Source organism: Flavobacterium sp. ZB4R12, assembly GCF_048276375.1.
GTDB lineage: Bacteria > Bacteroidota > Bacteroidia > Flavobacteriales > Flavobacteriaceae > Flavobacterium > Flavobacterium gawalongense.
Map to the genome: position 1 here is coordinate 77940 of NZ_JBLNKS010000014.1, position 21065 is coordinate 99004.

At 33.5% G+C, this 21065-nt stretch carries 17 protein-coding genes and 1 pseudogene; 14 read left to right on the forward strand and 4 right to left on the reverse strand.

Annotation, left to right across the window (positions count from 1 at the left end; all coding sequences use genetic code 11):
• The first annotated feature begins 4 nt into the window (after window positions 1-4).
• The 8 genes from ACNO7W_RS11540 (at window position 5) to ACNO7W_RS11575 (ending at window position 9959) form a co-directional block, all read left to right on the forward strand.
• Window positions 5-1402: a hypothetical protein gene (locus ACNO7W_RS11540; protein WP_417938251.1), complete on the forward strand. Its 1398-nt coding sequence runs from the start codon at window positions 5-7 to the stop codon at window positions 1400-1402.
• 355 nt (window positions 1403-1757) lie between these two features.
• The gene (locus ACNO7W_RS11545; RefSeq protein WP_417938252.1) at window positions 1758-2468 is read left to right on the forward strand and encodes a glycosyltransferase; all 711 of its coding nucleotides are present in this window, start codon (window positions 1758-1760) and stop codon (window positions 2466-2468) included.
• Window positions 2469-2509: 41 nt separating this feature from the next.
• Window positions 2510-3943, forward strand: coding sequence for an MBOAT family O-acyltransferase (locus ACNO7W_RS11550; RefSeq protein WP_417938253.1), 1434 nt, complete (start codon window positions 2510-2512; stop codon window positions 3941-3943).
• Window positions 3943-4821, forward strand: a complete 879-nt coding sequence (locus ACNO7W_RS11555; protein ID WP_417938254.1) for a hypothetical protein — start codon at window positions 3943-3945, stop codon at window positions 4819-4821. Before ACNO7W_RS11550 ends, ACNO7W_RS11555 begins: the two co-directional genes overlap by 1 nt.
• A 3-nt stretch (window positions 4822-4824) precedes the next feature.
• Window positions 4825-5979 (forward strand): glycosyltransferase family 4 protein, encoded by a 1155-nt coding sequence (locus ACNO7W_RS11560; RefSeq protein WP_417938255.1) that lies wholly within the window; start codon window positions 4825-4827, stop codon window positions 5977-5979.
• A gap of 3 nt (window positions 5980-5982) precedes the next feature.
• On the forward strand, window positions 5983-7524 hold the full coding sequence (locus tag ACNO7W_RS11565) for a glycosyltransferase family 2 protein (protein WP_417938256.1): 1542 nt from the start codon (window positions 5983-5985) through the stop codon (window positions 7522-7524).
• Window positions 7521-8522, forward strand: a complete 1002-nt coding sequence (locus ACNO7W_RS11570; RefSeq protein WP_417938257.1) for a glycosyltransferase family 2 protein — start codon at window positions 7521-7523, stop codon at window positions 8520-8522. Before ACNO7W_RS11565 ends, ACNO7W_RS11570 begins: the two co-directional genes overlap by 4 nt.
• Before the next feature lie 66 nt (window positions 8523-8588).
• Window positions 8589-9959: a hypothetical protein gene (locus ACNO7W_RS11575; RefSeq protein ID WP_417938258.1), complete on the forward strand. Its 1371-nt coding sequence runs from the start codon at window positions 8589-8591 to the stop codon at window positions 9957-9959.
• A gap of 46 nt (window positions 9960-10005) precedes the next feature.
• On the opposite strand, the gene ACNO7W_RS11580 is transcribed toward ACNO7W_RS11575, so the two are convergent.
• Window positions 10006-10764 carry a glycosyltransferase gene (locus ACNO7W_RS11580; RefSeq protein ID WP_417938259.1) on the reverse strand — a complete coding sequence of 253 codons (759 nt, stop codon included), beginning with the start codon at window positions 10762-10764 and terminating at the stop codon, window positions 10006-10008.
• Window positions 10761-11495, reverse strand: coding sequence for a hypothetical protein (locus ACNO7W_RS11585; RefSeq protein WP_417938260.1), 735 nt, complete (start codon window positions 11493-11495; stop codon window positions 10761-10763). The genes ACNO7W_RS11580 and ACNO7W_RS11585 overlap by 4 nt, the downstream gene beginning before the upstream one ends.
• A 369-nt stretch (window positions 11496-11864) precedes the next feature.
• Here ACNO7W_RS11585 and ACNO7W_RS11590 point away from each other — a divergent pair, with 369 nt between their 5' ends.
• The 6 genes from ACNO7W_RS11590 (at window position 11865) to ACNO7W_RS11615 (ending at window position 18124) form a co-directional block, all read left to right on the forward strand.
• Window positions 11865-12983 (forward strand): glycosyltransferase family 4 protein, encoded by a 1119-nt coding sequence (locus ACNO7W_RS11590; RefSeq protein WP_417938261.1) that lies wholly within the window; start codon window positions 11865-11867, stop codon window positions 12981-12983.
• Window positions 12984-13019: 36 nt separating this feature from the next.
• Window positions 13020-13730 (forward strand): class I SAM-dependent methyltransferase, encoded by a 711-nt coding sequence (locus ACNO7W_RS11595; protein WP_417938262.1) that lies wholly within the window; start codon window positions 13020-13022, stop codon window positions 13728-13730.
• A complete protein-coding gene (locus tag ACNO7W_RS11600) occupies window positions 13727-14845 on the forward strand; it encodes a glycosyltransferase (RefSeq protein WP_417938263.1) in 1119 nt (372 codons plus the stop codon). Before ACNO7W_RS11595 ends, ACNO7W_RS11600 begins: the two co-directional genes overlap by 4 nt.
• A 15-nt stretch (window positions 14846-14860) precedes the next feature.
• Window positions 14861-15157: a glycosyltransferase gene (locus ACNO7W_RS11605; protein ID WP_417938294.1), complete on the forward strand. Its 297-nt coding sequence runs from the start codon at window positions 14861-14863 to the stop codon at window positions 15155-15157.
• Entirely contained in the window at window positions 15154-16500 is a 1347-nt protein-coding gene (locus ACNO7W_RS11610; protein WP_417938264.1) for an O-antigen ligase family protein, read from the forward strand. Before ACNO7W_RS11605 ends, ACNO7W_RS11610 begins: the two co-directional genes overlap by 4 nt.
• A 229-nt stretch (window positions 16501-16729) precedes the next feature.
• Window positions 16730-18124, forward strand: a complete 1395-nt coding sequence (locus ACNO7W_RS11615) for an exopolysaccharide biosynthesis polyprenyl glycosylphosphotransferase (protein WP_144064431.1) — start codon at window positions 16730-16732, stop codon at window positions 18122-18124.
• A gap of 228 nt (window positions 18125-18352) precedes the next feature.
• Here the strand turns inward: ACNO7W_RS11615 and ACNO7W_RS11620 are convergent, their stop codons facing one another.
• Window positions 18353-19492: a DUF4105 domain-containing protein gene (locus ACNO7W_RS11620; RefSeq protein ID WP_417938265.1), complete on the reverse strand. Its 1140-nt coding sequence runs from the start codon at window positions 19490-19492 to the stop codon at window positions 18353-18355.
• Window positions 19493-19803: 311 nt separating this feature from the next.
• Window positions 19804-20790, reverse strand: a pseudogene (locus tag ACNO7W_RS11625) (PorV/PorQ family protein).
• Between the last annotated feature and the right edge of the window lie 275 nt (window positions 20791-21065).

Consider the following 21065-nt stretch of genomic DNA (forward strand, 5'->3'; position numbering starts at 1 on the left):
ATAAATGAAAAAACTAGGAATAGTTATAACAGATGGTGTAGGTTACCGCAATTTCATCATGAGTGATTTCTTGACGGAAGCTGCTCAACAATTTGATATAGTTACAATATATTCTGGCCTGCCGATAAGTGCTTATCGTTCTATTCCACAATCCAATATAACCATCAAAGAATTGGATGTTTTCGTGGAAGGAAAATTGACTTGGTTTTTTAGAAAGTGGAAAGAAGTGGCGCATTTGCAAAAACATCACTCTTTTTATGGAATGAAGGATAATCTGGTTACGGGTTATCCAAAAAATAATTCGGCACACTCCCTATTGGTTAAAATTATTTATTTTTTCACCTATTTTATTCATTCTAACGGTAGTATTTTGTTAGCCGAAAAATTGCAATTTCTATCTTTTTCCAATCATAAAATAACAAAATCGTATAGTCAATTATTGAAAGAAGACCAACCATCACATGTTTTCTTCACACACCAAAGACCATCATATTTAGCTCCTTTCTTACATGCTGTCATTCAATTAAAAATACCGGTCAGCACCTTTATTTTTAGTTGGGATAATTTGGCTTCTAAAGGGAGAATGCTAGGTGCTTTTGATTATTTTCTGGTTTGGAGCAATCTGATGAAAGCCGAATTGTTGTATTTTTATCCGAATGTAAAGGAGAAAAATGTAAAAGTGGTGGGAACTCCGCAATTCGAGCCTTATGTAATGGGAAAATATGAAACTAAAGGCGAAGATTTTTATCGTAAATTTCATTTGGAAACCAATAAAAAAACCATTTGTTTTAGTTGTGCTGATGTTTCCATTGGACAAAATGATCCAATTGTAATCAAAGCCATGGCCAATGCTATTCGAAATAAAAGTATTTCCACCGACGTACAATTGATTGTGAGAACTTCTCCTGCCGAAGACGATGCCCGATTTAAAGCTGTTAAGAATGAATTTCCTGAAATAGTTTGGAATGTTCCGAAATGGATATTGACTCGGGAAAACCATACCGAAAGTTGGTCGCAAAGAATTCCCACTGAAGAAGATATTACTGATTTACGGTCCCTGTTGGAACATGTCGATTTGAATATCAATATGTGCTCGACTATGAGCCTGGATTTTATGTTATTTGACAAGCCTGTGATCAATACCGTTTTTGGTAATCCGGAAAATGGCTTGTACAATGATCAGCGGTTTTTAAATTATGATCATTTTAAAAAAGTAGTCAATAGTCATTGCGTGACCATTGCTAAAAATAAGGAAGAATTGATAAGTCAAATCAATGACGCATTGACTAATCCTAAGTCTAGAACAACAGAAAGAAAAGCAATGATTGATTTGCAGATTAGCGAACCCTTATTGCACACCAGTAAAAGAATTGCGGAAACCTTATCCCAATTTCATGATTGAGCATCGAAAAATAGCCATACTCTGTAATTATGAACTGTTGCCGGAACGGGTAGGCGGAATGGACTACTTTTTTTGGCTGTTTGATGAACAATGTAAAGAAAGAGGCATACAGATAGACTGGTTTTTTCCGAATCAATCCGGCCATGGAGCGTATTCCGACCTGAGTATTCATGATTGTAATTATAAGGTGGAAAACTATTTTTTTATTTTTTGTAAGCAAAATAAAACAAACTATTCGCATATTATGACTCATTTCTTAGAGCTGTGCACGCCTTCATTTTATAAAATAAAGAAGTTTTCCAAAGCTAAAATTATTGCAATAGATCACAATCCTCGGCCGTTAAATGGCTATCCTTTGAAAAAGAAAATAGAGAAAAGAATCAAAGGAATTTTGTTTTCGAGATATATTGATTTGTTTGTTGGGGTTTCAGAATATTCCAAAAGTGAATTAATTAGAGAATTTGGCGCGCAAATAGAGAAGAGATCAATCGTTATTTTTAATGGTTTAGAGATTGGTAAATATATAAAGAAAGAAATTTTTAACTCTAATACCCAGTTTATTGTGGTTTCTCATCTTAGAAAAGACAAAGGAATTCAAGACTTAATTTTAGCGGTGAAGGATTTAAAATCGTTTGACTTTACTATTGATATTTACGGTAAAGGATATTTTGAAGAGGAATTAAAAAAAATGATTGAGGATTTTTCTCTTCAAAAATTTTTTAATTTTAAAGGAAGTGTTTCTAACTTAAACGAAATCTATTGCAAGTACGATTATTTAATTCATCCTTCTCATGGTGAAACATTTTGTTATTCAGTTGTCGAAAGTTTAATGAGTAATTTACCTGTAATTACCACCAAAGATCAGGGTAATGTGCTGCAATTAGTTGAAGAGAATAGAAATGGTTTTTTATTTGAAGTCGCTAAAGTTGATGAGTTGAACGAAATTTTACGTAAAATTTTGAATAAGGAGTCTAGAATAACCAATTGCTCTGCGGTAAATAAAAATGTAAATGATTTGACTTTGACAAAAATGGTTGCGAATCATTTGGCTTTGGTATTGGATTAATAAATCTTAATTTTACATTCTTAAATTTGTTACATTAGTCTATGTTTTTTAATTCCTTATCTTTTGCTGTTTTCCTGCCCATTGTATTCTTGCTGTATTGGTTTGTATTTAATAAAACCAAGAGTGCACAAAATGCAATCCTCATTGTAGCGAGTTATTACTTTTATTCCTGTTGGGATTGGAGGTTTTTGTTTCTGTTGGTTTTCTCCACTTTTTTGGATTATTATACCGGTATTCGAATCGAGAAGGCTAAGAATGAAACTGCTCGAAAATTTTGGTTTTGGTTGAGTATTATTTTGAATCTGGGGTTTCTGGGTATATTTAAATATTATAATTTTTTTGTATCTTCTTTTTCAGAATTGTTGAATGGTTTCGGACTGCAAACGAGTCCGCTATTGCTAAATGTTATTCTTCCTGTCGGTATCTCTTTTTATACTTTTCACGGATTATCCTATGTGATTGATATTTATTTAAAGCGAATTAAAGCAGAATATAATTTTGTAGATTACTCTCTGTTTGTTAGTTATTTTCCGCTTTTAGTGGCGGGACCAATTGAAAGAGCCACTCATTTACTGCCACAAGTAAAAGTAAAAAGAGCCTTTGATTTTGAAAAAGCCAAAGAAGGTGTTTATCAAATCATCTGGGGATTAGTGAAGAAAGTGGTCATTGCGGATACTTGTGCGACTTATGCTAATGCCATTTTTGATCATTACACTTCGATGAACTCGTTGTCGCTGTTGTTGGGAGCTTTTTATTTTGCTTTCCAGATTTATGGAGATTTTTCGGGTTATTCGGACATGGCGTTAGGGATGTCCAAATTGTTTGGATTGGATTTGTTACGAAATTTTAATTATCCTTACTTCTCCAGAGATATAGCCGAGTTTTGGCGCCGTTGGCACATTTCCTTGTCTTCTTGGTTTCGGGATTATGTTTATATTCCCTTGGGAGGCAGTAAAGGGAGTAAATTAAAACAGGTTCGTAATGTATTTGTTATTTTTTTGTTGAGTGGTTTTTGGCATGGCGCTAGTTGGACTTTCATAGCATGGGGTTTTATCAACGCCCTTTATTTTTTACCCTTATTGCTTCGAGATAAAAATCGGTCTAATATCGAAACGGTTCAGTTGCAATGGGATTTTAGTTCCCTTAGAGTATTAGGAAGTATGTTTGTTACTTTTGCTTTATGCTGCTTGGCGTGGGTCTTTTTTAGGGCGAAATCCATAGATGCTGCATTTGACTATATAAAGCGTATTTTTACTAACAGGAATTTTCAAGCACAGTATCTGGAAAATGAGCGATATAACTACGAAATTATAGTGTTGATTCTTGCTTTCATTCTTGTAGAATGGAATAGCAGGAATCAAATAGAGCCAATTTCAGGAAGATATAGTGGATTGAAAGTAGCATTGTGCATTATGGCGATTCTCGCTTTAGGAACCTATTCGGATTACAAAGAATTTATCTATTTTCAATTTTAATGAAAAATTTTTTACGATTAACTAGCCAGATTTTAGTTACCATATTTTTATTATTGGTTGTTTTGGATTTTTTTTATACGACTGTTTATTTACATTCTTCCAAAAGAGGAAAAATTGAAGAGGTGTTCAATTCAAAGTCTCAACGGTTGGATGTAGTTTTTTTGGGGAGCTCCAGAGCCAACAATCATTTCGTTGCTCCAATGTTTGCTGACAAGGGTTTAAAAACATTTAATTTTGGCATGAGTGGAGGTCATTTGTTTGAAGCATCGTTGTTGTTGCAGCTAATGATAGAGCGTAAGTACATAATTAGAAATGTGATTGTAGAAGCCGATTTGAATCTGTCTTATGAAGGCAGGGCAGATGGTGTTGCGACCAAGTTTTTGCCTTACATACATCAATCAGAAACTATTAAGAACCATTTTTCAGGAGAGTCTGATTTTTTTGCTTGTTATTATGTTCCTTTTTACCGCTATATTGCATATGAGACTAAGATTGGTTTTAGAGAAGTATTTTTCACAGCAGTTCATAAAGAGGGAGTCGGATTTAAAAATTTGGGATATTATCCGCTGGGAGTGAATCCTAATGCCAATATGAAAAATGATATAAGGAACTTAAAACCCGTCCGTAATAAGCATTACGAAAATATTAAACGTCTTTGTAAGGAAAACAAGATTAATCTAATTGGGATTATGACGCCAATGTGTTCCAATACTAAAGGATTGGATTATTTTCAGAAAGTAAATGCAATCTATCCTGAAATTCACAATTATGAAGATGTCGTTCAAGGAGATCAGTATTTCTCGTCCTGCGGACATTTAAATGATTCAGGGGCACGGTTGTTTACAAAGATAATTTTAAAAGATTTTTTCAAAAAATAAGATATGAAAATTGCCTTTTTAACACCAGAATATCCACACCTTAAAACCGGAATCTCCGGTGGCATAGGTACCAGTATCAAGAACTTGGCTTTAGGACTTTTACAACAAGGCTGTTCGGTTCGGGTTTTAGTCTATGGACAAAAGGAAGAGGGTGTTTTTGATGATAATGGTATTTGTATTCAACAAATAAAAAATGTAAAACTAAAAGGATTATCCTGGTATCTTACGCGGAAAAAGCTCCAAGAAATTATCGATAACTTATACAATGAAAAAGAAATTGATTTGGTAGAAGCACCGGATTGGACTGGTATTACCTCTTTTATCTCCCCTAAAAAATGTCCCATCGTTATTCGGTTGAATGGTTCGGATACGTATTTCTGTCATTTAGATCAACGACCCGTGAAATGGATTAATAAATTTCATGAAAAAAGAGCGTTGCAAAAAGCCGACGCCTTGCTTTCGGTAAGTCAGTTTACGGCTGATAAAACGAATGAAGTTTTTGGTTTAGAGAGGAAATTCACGATCATCCCAAATTCGATTGATATAGGGCTCTTTAATCAGAATAACAATGACAGTGAAAAGAACAAAGGCAATAACACCATTCTTTATTTTGGCAGCTTAATCCGTAAAAAAGGATTGTTGGAATTACCTCTTATTTTTAATGAAGTAGTAAAAAAAAGACCGGATGTAAAATTAGTTTTGGTTGGTAGAGATGTTTCTGATATACTATCTGGAAATGTTTCAACTTGGCAGATGATGCAGGAGCTTTTTACGGAAGAGGCAAGGACGAATGCGAACTATTTGGGAAGTGTACCCTATGAAGACGTAAAAAAGCAGATTAATGCAGCAACACTTTGCGTTTTTCCTACATTTGCCGAGGCTCTTCCTGTCTCTTGGATAGAAGCGATGGCCATGCAGAAACCAATCGTTGCTTCCAACATTGGCTGGGCAACTGAAGTGATTGATGATGGAGTACAAGGTTTTTTAGTGCATCCAACAGATCATACTGTTTATGCAAGTAAAATTATTGACTTACTTGAAAATAAAGAATTGCAAAAAGAATTTGGCCTAAAAGCAAGAGAAAAGGCAGTCCTGAAATTTAGCATGGAAATAGTGGCACAACAGAGTTTGTCATTTTACAAATCTATAATAGACTAAGTTTTGATAGTAGTTTACCATTTAAACAACAAAATTACAGAAGTAATTTCAACACAAGATCAAAAAAATGAATTTGATCCTAATGAATCTATGGCTTTAGGTTTGCAAAAATTGGCTTTGGCATTTCCTGATGAAAAAATAGTTTGGTGTCATTCAAATTGTAAAGGTTATCTCAATTTGGAGATAATAAATACTGTTTTTTATCACAACAAAATGATGCTTTCGTATCGTCCTGATGAAGGAAATTATTTTGGTAAAAAAATGGGCTATGTAGAAGAATCTCCTTTTATTAAAATTAACAAAAATGTAAGCTATCCTACTTGGCAAATGAGCAGTGTTGTAGGTCTAGTTCACGCCTCGTTTTTGATTGCAATAAAAGACAGTATTCCTGTCGATTCGGATTTCGATTATTACATTAATTCGGTTGCAAAACTGTGTATGCCATTGGGAATACTGTGTTATTCCGAGCCGCAACTTTTAAGACATATAGAAATAGGCAAAATGGCAAAAGCGAATATGTACCTCCTTTTCCGTTTTGTAAAACAGCATTATAAAACACAATGGGTATTTTTATTGTTATTGAATTTGCTGTTGTATAAAAGAAAATTTCCAGTAGTACCTTTTATTTGTTCGCTTTTTTATAAGAATAGGAGTAAGGTAAATATTGACTTAGATAACATCACGGTACGATCATCGAGGAGAAATATTGAGAAAGCAACTGTTGATGTCATTATTCCTACTATTGGGAGAAGGAACTATTTGTACGATGTTTTAATGGATTTAAAATCACAAACCCATTTACCAACTAATGTCATTATAGTGGAACAAAATTCAAACGAAGGAAGTGAGTCGGAATTGGATTATTTAACCAATGAAATTTGGCCATTTGTTATAAAACATATTTTTACCCGTCAGGCGGGTGCCTGTAATGCAAGGAATATTGCTTTAGAACAAATATCAAGTGAATGGGTTTTTCTTGCTGATGATGATATTCGGATGGAGAATAATTTGATCCAAAAAGCATTTGAAGGTATAGATAAATTCGGCGTTAAAGCGGTTTCTATGAAGTGTTTTCAAAAGAAGGAACATCAAAAAGAACCTGTTGTTTTTCAGTGGATGACATTTGGTACTGGCTGTAGTTTTGTATTTGCGGATAGTTTGAAGAATTGTAAATTTAAGATGGGCTATGAATTTGGCTTTGGTGAAGACGGTGATTTTGGAATGCAATTGCGAAATAAAGGACATGATATTTTATATTTACCAGAACCTGAAATACTGCATTTGAAAGCTCCCGTTGGTGGTTTCAGGACACAACCGGAGTTGCAATGGCAAAAGGACGAGATTCAGCCGAAACCTTCGCCAACAATAATGTTGTATCAAATTTTGCACCATACACAAGAACAAGTTAGAGGTTACAAAACTACTTTGTTTTTTAAGTATTATAAATATCAAAACATAAAAAATCCGGTGCGTTATTTTATGAATTATAGAAAACAATGGGAAAGAAGTGTCTTTTGGGCTAATGAATTGAAAAAAAGAGAATGAAATTTACACTAATTATTTGTACTTATATGCGTTCTCAATCCTTGTTGCATTTATTGCAGTCGATTCAGAAACAAACGGTGTATCCTGATGAAATCCTGATTATTGACGGTTCAACGAATACTGAAACTGAAATCATTTTACAAGAAAATCATTTCATAAACCTATCCTATTTTCTGGTTCCACCAACTCATCGTGGTTTGACCAAACAAAGAAATTATGGGATTGAGCGAGTTGGAAATGATGTAGAAATTGTTTGTTTCTTGGATGATGATACAGTTTTAGAAAGTGATTATTTTGAACAATTACTAAGCACCTATCAAATATATCCGGAAGCCTTAGGAGTAGGTGGCTATATTATTAATGAGACAGAATGTGAATGGGTAGGATCTGATTATCAACCCAAAATAGATGAATATTTTTTTGACGGATGGAAGCGAAAGGATGGGAGCCGATTTATATTGAGAAAAAGATTAGGGTTAGACAGCGACTGTTCCCCAGGATTTTCACCGTTATTTTCCCATGGAAGAAGTGTAAGTTTTTTACCTCCTAGCGGGAAAATTTATGAAGTTGAACAATTGATGGGAGGGGTTTCTTCTTTTAGAACGGAAGTTTTTAGAAAGCTACAATTCTCTTCCTATTTTGAAGGATATGGCTTGTATGAGGATACTGATTTCACCTTGAGAGTAGCCAAAATAGGCAAATTATATGTGAATACGGCAGCTAAATTAAGTCATTTTCATAACCCATCAGGACGACCTAACCAATACCAATATGGTAAAATGGTAGTGAGGAATGGTTGGTATGTCTGGAGAATCAAGAACCCAAAACCTTCCTTAAAGGCAAAATTAAAATGGAATTTGATCACGCTTCTTTTAACATTGATTCGATTTAGCAATACTTTTACCACCAGTAAAAGAAAGGAAGCCTTTACCGAAGCTATAGGAAGAACAGTTGGGTGTTTAACTTTACTATTTAATAAGCCTCAACAAATAATTTAAAATCTAAATTTTAGTCAATTTTCAACATTACCCATTTTTGAAAACTGGTCCTTAGGAGTTTATTATATGAATAGTAGAAATTTTTCAACTAAAAGAATTAATGGTATTATTGTATTGATTTCATCATTGATGATGTTGGTCGTTCTAAATCTTCCTTTTAAAGCGAAGCCTTTTGGGGATATTACCTTCCATGAAGAATCTAAGAATTTAGCCTTATTTATTAAAGGAAAAATTCCATATGATCAGGTTGTAATTACGAAAGCGCCCGGGCCCATACTGTTTTATACTCCTGCTTATTTATTAGCGCCGTCAAATGCGACTGACGACCAACTTTGGGTTTATGGAGTTGTTTTTACTACTATTATTATTACCATTAGTTTACTTTTGATATTTAGAATTGGAACTTCTCTTTTTTCGAAAGAGGTTGGTATATTAAGTGTCCTGTTTTTTTTTCTTTTTCCGATTCATTGTTATTATTCTTTAGGAATAATGGCAGAAGCTCCCGCCTTTTTTTCTTCAACTTTAGCTATTTATGGATGGTCAATTGCCCTTCATCAACCTGATAAGAAATCCGGTTGGATTTTTATGATACTGGGTATGTGGTTTCTGATTTTGAACAGACCCAATACATTATTGCTTTTAGGACTAGGTTTTTTAGTCGTTTTCTATGCCTTTTTTAAGAATAAATCTTTCTTTTTATCTTATGGAAAAAAAATGATGGTATCCTTTGTTTGTGTTGGATTATTAGGGTCGGGCATTTTACAGCTTGCAAAAATCATAACGGGAACTAAATCAGGAGGGAATCAGGAAACCTTATTTTATTATGTAGCGCATCAAGGAAGATTTCAATTCCGGGAAGAACCAACGGATTTCCGTTTTTGGGAAAGTGATATTCGACCGGACAGTAAAGACTATCAGAACTGGAATAAAAGCGGCGCTGCACTTTCTGCGGTTATGGATCAAACGCATCAATCCTATGTTGATGTTTACAAAAAATTTCTAACTGATGATGCATTGGAACATCCGGGTTTATTTATCAGGCAGTTTTTTGTAAAATGTTTTTACGGTCATGTTTATTTTATCAATAGTGTTCAGCCTAATCAGTTTGATTTAGGACCATTGAAAGGACCTATTGGCTATTGGATTTTTATTTTGCTTATCAATTCTATTAATTTAATTATTGTTGCCGGTGCTGTATTATTTTTATTCCGAGAGAAAAATTTAATTCGGTATTGGATTTTTTGGGGGATCATTATTTCTTTGCTTATTTTTCACGGATTAACGTATATGGAGCCAAGATATATTTTTCCTTCGCGAGTTGCTTTGTATCTTATGAGTGCTGCGGGTTTGTATCGTATTTCTTGGATTCAAAAAATAATCAATAAAATTTCATTTCATATGTTTCCAAATAGAATCAAAGCTGATTTTAATCAATAATTACAATTTTTTAGAATTGTATCTAGAATTTGATTTGGCTTTCTTTTTATATTTTGTAATGATATTTTAATTTGATTAATTCGAAAGGGGCATTAAAATAATCTGATAATTTTATTTTTGATCCTTTTTCATCTTTCCATGTAGTAATAAAAAATTCTTGTGCAATTTTATTGATGTCAGTATTAGGAAAATTTTTTTTAATTCGACAGAACAATTCAATATCAAAAAACCATTTAGATTGGAATGTCTCGTCAAACAAAGGTTTGACAATAATTGGTCTAAAAAATTTGAAACCGCATTGGGTATCATATACAGCTATTTTTAAAAGCCAACTACTAACAATTGTAGCGAAAATTCGCCCTAAAATATATCTGATAAATTCTCTTTCTACATAACCTCCAACGTGTTTAATTCTGGAGCCAAAAACAATAAGTTTTTTATCATTATTAAATTGTGTAACAATCCTTTCTATTTCATCTAGTGGTGTTGATAAATCAGCATCTAAAAAGCCAAGTATATCAAATTTTTTTTGAGATAAGAGATGATTAATGCCGCTTCTGACTGCTTCTGCTTTGCCAAAATTGATTTTATTATCAACAACAGATACCCGATTTGGATATTTACAGGAAAAAGTCTGTAATGTTTTTAATGTTATATCGGTACTTCCATCATTTACAAAGCAAAAAAAATGATTTTGATTTTTATTAATATGTTTTTCAAATTCAATTAATGAAATTCTATTTGCTTCATTATAGCATGGAACAACAATTCCTATCTGAAATAATCTGTTTTTAATTTCTATCATTTATTTGTATATTTTCCAAATGCAACACATGAAACTCCTGCTAATTTGTTTTTGTCCATATAATTTGCATCAAAGTTGCCAATGAAAAGTAATATTTTGTTTAAAATAGGATGAACAGGCTTCATTTCTGAAGTGATTTCTTTAGAAGGGAACAAGCCAGATATTTTTCTGGTAATCCATACCAATGGAAATAATGTTCCGTACAAATAGTATATTGAATCGAACGGAAATTTGCTTTTTAATAATAATTCTTTTAGTGTAGTTATTGTATATCTTCTATGATGGCATAAATAGTCATCATGAGCAGACCATAACGATTGAAATGCTGGAACGGTAATAAAATAATAATTAGCATTGCCAACTGAATTGTTTTTTATATCGATTAACATTTGAAAATCATCCTCCAAATGTTCTAAAACATCCATTAAAATGACCAATGAATTTGAAACTGCATTAGGTATTTTATTTTGTTTAAGAAACTTAGTACCCAATGACTCAGTAATTTCTTTATCAGTATATTCGGTGTCAATTAAATAACAAATATTAATTTTATCTGGAAAAGTATGTAATAGTTCTTTAGCAAAAAATCCTGAGCCAGAACCAACATCAATTATATTATATTTAATGCCATCCGGTAATTTTTTAAAATAATTGAACAGGGGAAGTTTTTTACTTTGATAATACCAATGTGTATTTTGGTCAACACCAGAAGAAATTTCCTTTAAGTCCATTAGAATATAAGATTAGAGAATAATATGATGTAAATATAGAAGTCTTTTCCTTAATTAATTTATAGCATTAGTGAAATTATTAAATAAGTAGATTCATAGATTTTATCTTGATAAATTTATAATTTGAGAAGATTGGAAGTCCGTAGAAAAAAACTAAGTCAAACAAACTTTTTTTAGTTCTAAATCTTAGTTTTATCTAAAGGGGGAAATAATAATTCAAATTCGGATTTAAAAAAAGGTTTGGCCTAAGTTATTTTTGAGTTTCTTCCTTGAAAACCAGAAGTAAATTTAAATACTCTTGTTGATAATGATTAGATTTAACAATACATTTACTGGAAGAAAAAGTAAATCGCAATTGAATATTATAAAATGACTTTCGTTATTATCACCCATGTACCCCATATTCAGGACCAAGACAATTATTTTGCTTACGGTCCTTATGTTCGTGAAATGAATGTGTGGGCAAAGTATGTTGAGTTACTGATCATTGTGGCACCAATTACTGTGTCAGCTAAAACGCCTATTGATAGCCGTTATCAGCACAAAGACATCACATTTATAGGGATTGACACTTTTGATATTTTAAGTGTAAAAAGTGTTTTTAAAGCCGTTTTAAAAATACCAGGAATCAGTTGGCGAATTTATACTGCAATGAAAAAAGCAGATCACATCCATTTGCGATGCCCTGGTAATATAGGTTTATTGGCCTGTTTCATTCAGATTTTGTTTCCCAATACTCCCAAAACTGCCAAATACGCCGGCAACTGGGATCCCAAATCTAAACAGTTCTGGACTTATAAATTGCAGCAGTTGATACTGGGAAATACATTTTTAACCCGGAATATGAAGGTTTTGGTTTATGGTGAATGGGAAGGGAGTTCAAAAAATTTAAAACCTTTTTTTACTGCCACTTACCATGAAATCGATAAGTTGCCTATTTTAAAAAAAGACTTAAAAGGGCGCATTGATTTTGTTTTTGCTGGAACTTTGGTTAAAGGCAAGAACCCTTTGTATGCAATACAATTGATAGAAGCTTTATTTCAGAAAGGATATGATCTCACTTTAGCTCTGTATGGGGAGGGTGCTGAAAGAAATACATTGGAACAGTATATTATCCAAAATGATTTAAGAAAAATCATTTCACTGGAAGGAAACCAATCAAAGGAAATCGTTAAAAAAGCATATCAAAATAGTCATTTTGTATTGTTGCCTTCTGACAGCGAAGGCTGGCCGAAAGTTATCGCTGAAGGTATGTTTTGGGGTTGTGTTCCCGTAGCTACTTCTGTATCTTGTGTGCCTTTTATGTTGGATTATGGGGAAAGAGGGGTTTTGTTGGAAATGAATTTGGAAAAAGACCTCGCTCAATTGGAAGCTCTTTTGTATAGTGGGTCGGATTACATAAGCAAACGCCAAAAGGCGTCGGACTGGTCTAGAAAATATACCCTAGATGTTTTTGAGGAAGAGATTACTAAATTAATAGCAAAATAGTGTATATTGCCTTTTTGTGCCATAAAATAGATTTATATGTATTCAGAAGGTATTTATTTTCAAGATCCAAATAGGCATCAAGAGGATACGAAATATAAAGTTGAGTCAATTAAAAAATTATTGTTTAAGTATTTAAAGAACAATAATATTCAACTTTCCTCTTATGCAGATGTTGGTTGTGGTTCAGGAGAAATAATTAAATTATTAGGAAAAGAATTAAAGCTAAATTTTGAATCTCTTCAAATTTTAAAAGGTTTCGATGTATCTCCTCACGTTGAAAAAATAAAAGGTGAAAACGTCGAATTTTCATTCCAAGATTTTACCAAATCAAGTGAAAATTTTGATTTGGTTACCTTAAATGATGTCTTTGAACATGTGACTAATCCAATCTCTTTTTTGACAGAAGTTGGAAAAAGGGCTAAATATGTAGTGATGCATATTCCTTTAGAAGATTGCTTGTCGGTTAATATTAGAAATTTGCAAAAAACAAAAATTAAAAACCCCGGTCATTTAATCTTTTTAAATATTAATTCGGCCATTAATTTGATTACTTATTCTGGGTTAAAAGTTATAGATTACGAGTATTCTCTGGATTCAATTAATGCACCGTCAAATAATAGTACTATCTTACAAAAAATGACTTACCCTTTTAAATATGTCTTATTAAAGATAAACCCATATCTGTTTTCTAAATTTTTTGGAATCAGTCTAGTTGTTATCGCTGAAGGAATTGAAATAAATGGATGAAAAAGGATTGTAAAATACTTCAAATTGTGGATTCTCTAGATATTGGGGGAACGGAGCGCATGAGTGTTAATATTTATAATACTTTGACTTCGTATAACATTCCGAATTATTTGGTTGTTTCGAGAAAAGTGGGGCCGCTTTATAATTTCATTAAAAAGAAAAATAACGTGTTGTTCTTAAACAAACGCAGTGTTTTAGATTTTTTTGCTTTTTTTAAACTGTTTAAATTAATTTTAAATTATAAACCATCAATAATTCATGCCCATCAAACTTCCATTTATTGGAGTTTTATATTAAAATTACTATTTCCAAGAATAACTGTTATTTGGCATGATCACTGGGGATTCAGTGATTTATTAACTGATACTGACAGGAAAATTATTAAGTTTTTTTCTTTTTTAATTGATGGTGTGGTATGCGTGAATGATAAAATAAAGGAATGGAATATTCAAAATTTAAAAGTGAAAGAAAAGTGTATTGTTTACATTCCAAATTTTCCATTGATAGAGATAAATCAAAAGAAAAAAAGTGATATACCGATACTATTATGCTTAGCAAATATTCGAGACCAAAAAGATCATATAAATTTATTGGAAGCATGTGCTTTTTTGAGAGGAGAAAATGTCAATTTTAAATTACTATTAGCCGGTTCGTTAGAAGATGATAATTGGGTTGAAAAAGTTAAAGAAAAGGTTGATGTTTTAAATCTTAATGAAAACGTAGTTTTTCTAGGTTCAGTTATAAATATTTCTGAGCTTCTGAGTAAAGCAGATGTTGGTGTATTAAGTTCTATTAGTGAAGGATTGCCAATAGCGCTTTTAGAATATGGTTTAGCTGGGTTGCCTGTAGTTTGTACAGATGTTGGCCAATGTAAAGAAGTTTTAGGAAATGGAGATTTTGGGTGGATTGTTCCCCCGAAATCTTCTGAAAAATTAGCTATAGCAATTAAACAGGCTCTTTTTGATACCCAGTTGGCAAAGGGAAAAGCTGAAGGATTGAAAAAGAATATAAATGATAACTACGGTTCTAAAGGGTTTATTAAAAAGTATTTTGTATTGGTAAACAATATTAAGGATGTGGAAAAATTTGCAAAACACAAAAACAGTCTTAATTAAAGAGCGGTTGCCATTCTGACATCAGAATCGGAAGGTTTTCCCGTGACACTTTTGGAATACGGATGGTATAAAAAACCCGTTGTGGTGACTGATGTGGGCGAGATTTCGTCTTTGGTGCAAAATGGAAAAAATGGATTTATTGTTGCTTCACAACAACACGAATTGTTTTATGATGCACTAGTTAAATTAATGGCAAGTGAGTTCTTGCAGAGGGATTTCGGTCAGGAACTGTTTAAGAAGATAGTAGTGAATCATTCAGAAGAAGCTGTGATACAACAGTATTTAAATTGGTTAGCTCATAGTTGCAAATGAAAAAAGAGGATTTATCGTATCTCTATATAATTTTATTCCATGTTACCATTGGTACATTAGGATATATATTGCCTTTTACCACCAAAATATACGGCTATTCCATTTTTATATTTGGAGTGTATTACATTATAAAAAAGCAGAATAGAAATAATGAAGCACTTATAGCAGCAGCATATGTGGTGGGAAGCGAGGTTTTTTTGAGAATGACGGGAGGAAATCCGCTATATGAAATTTCCAAGTATGGAGTGATGGCTTTTCTTCTTCTTGGGATGTACTTTAGCGGTTTTTCAAAAGGTGCCACACCGTATTGGATTTTTTTGTTATTGTTAGTTCCCAGCGTGGTATTAAGCACTTTTGTTTTGGATTTTGATACCAATATAAGAACAACTGTAGCGTTTAATATTTCAGGTCCCGTCTGTTTAGGAGTGGCTTCTTTATATACTTTTAGGCGGAAAATTGCATTAGAGCAGATGAACAATATATTGTTAAGCATGGGGTTGCCTATTATCAGTTGTATGGTCTACTTGACATTTTATACGCCAAATATTAGGGATGTTATTACTAATACCCAATCGAATTTTGAAACCTCTGGAGGCTATGGTCCCAATCAGGTGGCCACCATTTTGGGCTTGGGCATGTTTATTTTTTTTTCCAGAATCATATTAGAATCCAGAACAAAATTTCTGGCGGCAACTAACTTAATCATTGCACTAAACATAACCTATCGCGGGATGCTTACCTTTTCGCGTGGAGGTATGGTAACGGGTTTTATAATGATTGTTTTGTTGTTGTTTTTCCTGTATTTGAAATCAAACTTTAGAGGAAGGGTGAAACTCAATTATATTATTGTTTTGGTGGTTTTAGCCATGATGGTTACTTGGGGGTACACTTCATTTCAAACGGGCGGACTTATTGACAAGCGCTATGCCAATCAGGACGCGCAGGGAAGGGTGAAAGAGAGTAAGTTTACGGGCAGGGAAGAAATAGCACAGGACGAAATTAACATTTTTCTGAAGAATCCCATTTTTGGGGTGGGGGTTGGAAAAGGGGTTGAAGCAAGAAAAGCCGAAACAGGAGATGGTTCGTTATCCCATGACGAGATTACCAGGATGCTTGCGGAACATGGTTCACTCGGCATATTTGGATTGTTGATTCTGTTTTTCACACCGCTGGTTTTGTATCTGGAAAACAAGTTCAACATGTTTCTATTGTGTTTTATTGTGTTTTGGTTTTTAACAATTAACCATGCGGCGATGCGAACCGCTGCACCTGCCTTTGTGTATTCCTTGTCACTGCTTAATATACAGTTAGGCGGAACTCCTAAAAGAAAGATATCAAATTAACTTATTTGGGTTAATTCGTTTTTATTAATGACGAGGGTTCTCGATCTGTTTATTTTTTATTAGACAAAATCTCGAAGTATCGGGATAAACTGACAGTTCATATTAATTAGATCTAAGCTGGCAACAGATTAATTCGTTAAAAAGAGAATTTTGTTAAAATATTCAACATTTCTTAGAATGATATGAGTTCAAAATGGCTAAATTGCACCAGTAATCCTAAATACCATCCATGTTTTCAGTTGACAAAATTCATTTTGAAATATCAGAGCGGAAGATGATTCTTCGCTTCTTTGATGTTTTTTTTGTTTTGGGTGCACTGTTCTTTGTTGGTAAGATGTTCGATTTCGATTATTTCACATTCTCTACCATTAATTTCTACTGGACAATCGTTTTAGGTGTTTATCTCAATTTTTTTGGAACGATATTCGAAATGTACAACCTTCAGGTAGCCAGTAATCAATTTCAGGTGCTGCGAAGTGCCATTCTTACGGCATCAACGACCGTTTTAGTGTATTTATTAACACCGGTTTTTTCTCCGGAATTGCCATCCAAAAGAATTGAAATCCTAGTGTTTTATTTGGTTGTATTTGTGGCTTTGTTTTTATGGAGGATGTTTTATGTTAAATTCTTAGCATCCAAGCGGTTTCTTCAAAATGCTGTTTTAATATGTGATAAGGAGCAGGTAGAAGAGTTGATTTCCGGATTAGAGCATATCGATCCGCATTATAAAATCGTAGCGTATGTCAATTCGGATTGCACAGTTAAGGATGATTCTAAATACCATTATGTTCCAAACATAAAAAGTGACGAGTTGTTTTCCTTTGTAATTGAAAATTCCATATCAGAAATTGTGATTGCCTCTCAAAAAACAGAAGGAATCACCGCTGAATTGTATCAACAATTGCTTCGTTTACTGGAAAGGGGAAGTGTTATCCGGGAGTACACCCAAGTATATGAAAATAAAACGCATCGTATCCCTGTACATTATATATCCAGAGATTTTTATCGATTTTTCCCTTTTAGCAGAAGCAACCACAATACGTTGTATCTGTTAAGCATCAGAATTTTTGAAATAAGCATGTCGGTGCTTGGATTGGCTGTTGGTCTGGTCTTATTCCCTTTGATTTTAATTGGAAATGCAATAGGGAACAGGGGGAAGTTGTTTTATAGCCAAGAACGTGTAGGCAAAGACGGAGTTGTATTTGAAATTTTTAAATTCAGGACTATGATCAGTAATGCCGAATCAAACGGAGCTGTTTTTACCACTACAAGCGACTCGAGAGTAACGGCATTCGGAAAATTTTTAAGAAAAACCAGGATTGATGAATTTCCCCAATTTATAAATATTTTAAAAGGGGATATGGCGGTTATTGGCCCTCGCCCTGAACGTCCTTTCTTCGTCAAAGAAATAGCTGAAATAATGCCTTTTTATGAAACCAGACATGTTATAAAACCAGGCCTTACGGGTTGGGCACAAGTCAATTATGCTTATGGAGGGACTATTGATGACAGCTTGATCAAACTGCAATACGACCTGTATTATATCAAACACAGAAGTATTTTTTTAGATTTGAGCATTGCTTTTAAAACGATTACCACTGTGTTGTTTTATAGAGGGCAGTAGTTTGCTTATTCGTATTCTCTATTATTATTATTATTATTATTATGACTGTCCGCTTAGCGGACTATAATTATTTTTTTAGCCACGAATTTCCACAAATTTCACGAATTAGTGTTTAATTTTTCTTTTAAGGATAAAAAATTCGTGACAAATTCGTGAAATTTGTGGCTAAATTTTTTTTTAGTATTATTTACGGATAGTCATTATTATTTATAATCTAAAGTTGCATTTTTAAATAATGATAGGAATGCGTTTTTTATTTTGAATTGCCAGGCGGACTAAAATAATTCCACTTGCAATTACCAAAGGCAGTACGATCAACAAATGGGCTTTATTGATTAGAATGATCAGGTAAACAAGTAATGACAGGATGTTGAATGCCGCCAGGTTGTAAATTCCTTTTTTGTTTTTTGTCGCATAAAAGTAGAGCAGTCCCAATAAGGAGGGGTTAAACAATAAGATATTATAATTGTAGCCTAATTCTTGATGAAACGAATAAAATCCAACAAACACGAAGAATAGCCCTAATATTCCCATCATAATGAGGTAAAACAGATCGATACTTTTGTTATTTATCAGGACAACAAAGCCAAGAAGTACTAGATACGTATAAACATTATTCCACCAAGAGCCGGAAACTTCTTTTTCGAATTCGATTATAGTTTTGTTTTCGGGAGCCAGCAGCTGATTCTGAAAAGAAACTTTTTTCAGACTTTTTTGTAATTCGAAAGGCAAAAAGATTTGTGTCCCCAAGCCGTCGACTTTTTTACCGAAGATAATGCTCGTTCCTAATTTTTCATAAAAGTGATTGTCAAAATAGGGATACAATATGGTTCTATAGGTGATATCAGTATCTGTGTTTTTAACAATTGCAATCGTGTCTAATGTTTTGTTGATGATATCGACGACCATTGACGTACAGTTTTTGTCAATAAATTTATAGGTGTAATGACTTTCCCCCGAAGCTAAAGAAATATTCAGGTTGTCAAATAATTGCTGTTTCAGGTTTGAAGGAATATTCAATTCCTGCTCATAAACGGATCTTTTTTCGTACGTGTATTCATTGATGAAATCAGCGTAGGAATGCGATACTGCAAAATATTGTAAATCGCCTTTGATGAATTTCAAAACAAAATTAGGGGTATTAAAGTCGAAAGCACCATAATTATACACCACATCGATGTTGTTGTAAGCGTCATTGATACGGATTGCGGTATGGCCAAACATTGAATAGGATTCGTTACCCGTTCCGCAAGTGAGCACACTGACTTTTGCCTCTTTTGACAACAAAAGGTTTTGACCGAAACTATGGTTTATGGTTGAAAACAGCAGTATGAAAAGAACTATTTTTTTTAAAGAGGGTCTATTCATTAGGAGATATTATTAAAAATGGAACACAGATGGCACAGATGGCACAAATTTACACGGATTTTTCAGTTCAGCATGTAAAAGGTAACACGAATTTCACTAATTGTCACTAATTGTTTTGTGTAAATTAGTGAAATTCGTGTTACCCTTTTTGTCTGCTATTTATGGGCTACACGTTAGTCTTTTTGGTGTGGGTGAGTTAAGTTAAGAAGCAATTATTTATTTATTATGTTCTTAATCAGTGCAAATCTTTTTCATCAGTATTATTGGTGTGCTATTTTAATTTAAGTATGCATATGTATTTTTAAAATTAATTAATTTCTAAACAACCCTAAATCTACTTTAACCGAAAAAATATTCGAATACAAAGCGGTACTTTGATTGCCTAAATCGGTCAACGCATAATCAATCTGGATGCCTTTGTATTTAAATCCCAATCCAATATTGGGCTGAAACCCTACTTTTTCGGTGCTGTCCAATTGTTCTACATTCTGAAAATTTCCCGCACCCGCACGTACGAAGACCAAATCGGTATAGCCAAATTCCAAGCCTATCGCCGGATCGATACTTACAAAATCGGTCGAGATAAGGTCATTCGTTTTGGTAAATCGCATATTCATATTGGCTACAGCCAAAATACTATAGTCATACCGAATGATAAATTTTTTTGCTATTCCCAGTTGGGCTTTTGGGGCTGTAATCTCTGTGCTTTCCGGTAATTCCTGATTTTCTCCGGGTACCGCATTAGCGATTTTTTTTGTACTCTTCTTCATCAATATTCCATACATTGTAGGTGGTTGTGATGTCGCGAAGCATTAATCCAAATTGCCAGTTGTTTTTTTCGAATTGTAATCCAACATCAAAACCAAATCCCAAGAGCTGGCAAATTTCCCGATTATTCGCCTTATTACTTTGGCATTTGCACCATATTGAAATCCGGGAACGGGGAGTTTTCGGGCATACGAAAAGGTGAAGCCATAATCAGCTGTCGAAAAAAGGCTGATTCGGTTGTGGTCGATATTGCCTTGGCTGTCGATTAATTCCGTGGTATTCAAAATATCATCCACGCCAAAACGGATTAACGAAATTCCCCAAGCGCTCTGGTCGTCAATGGGACTCGCATAAGCTAAGTAATCGTATTGGGCAATATTGGCAAAATAATTGGCATGCATTAACGATACCTGATGGTCTTCCAAGTGCATCATTCCCGCCGGATTCCAATAGCCTGAATTGACATCGCCGGTTGAAGCCACAACAGTATTTGACATACCCAAAGCCGCCGCATCAACGCCAATATTCATAAACTCATTCGAGTATTTCCTGACGGCCTGACTGTAATTTAGGGTACTAGCCAAAAGCAATACAAATAAGGAGGCTTTTTTCAAGGGTATTGTTTTGACAAACCGAAAGTCTGTTTGATTTTTTGTCAAAAATATAATTTTTTACTGAGGTTATTTCATTTTACTATTGAATTTACCGTGACGGACTAATTGATTATGGATCATTCTAAGCATTTGTTAGTCCTGTAGTTTTTAAAGGTAGAAAAATGGTATTGCCTCGATGGCTAACGGAAATT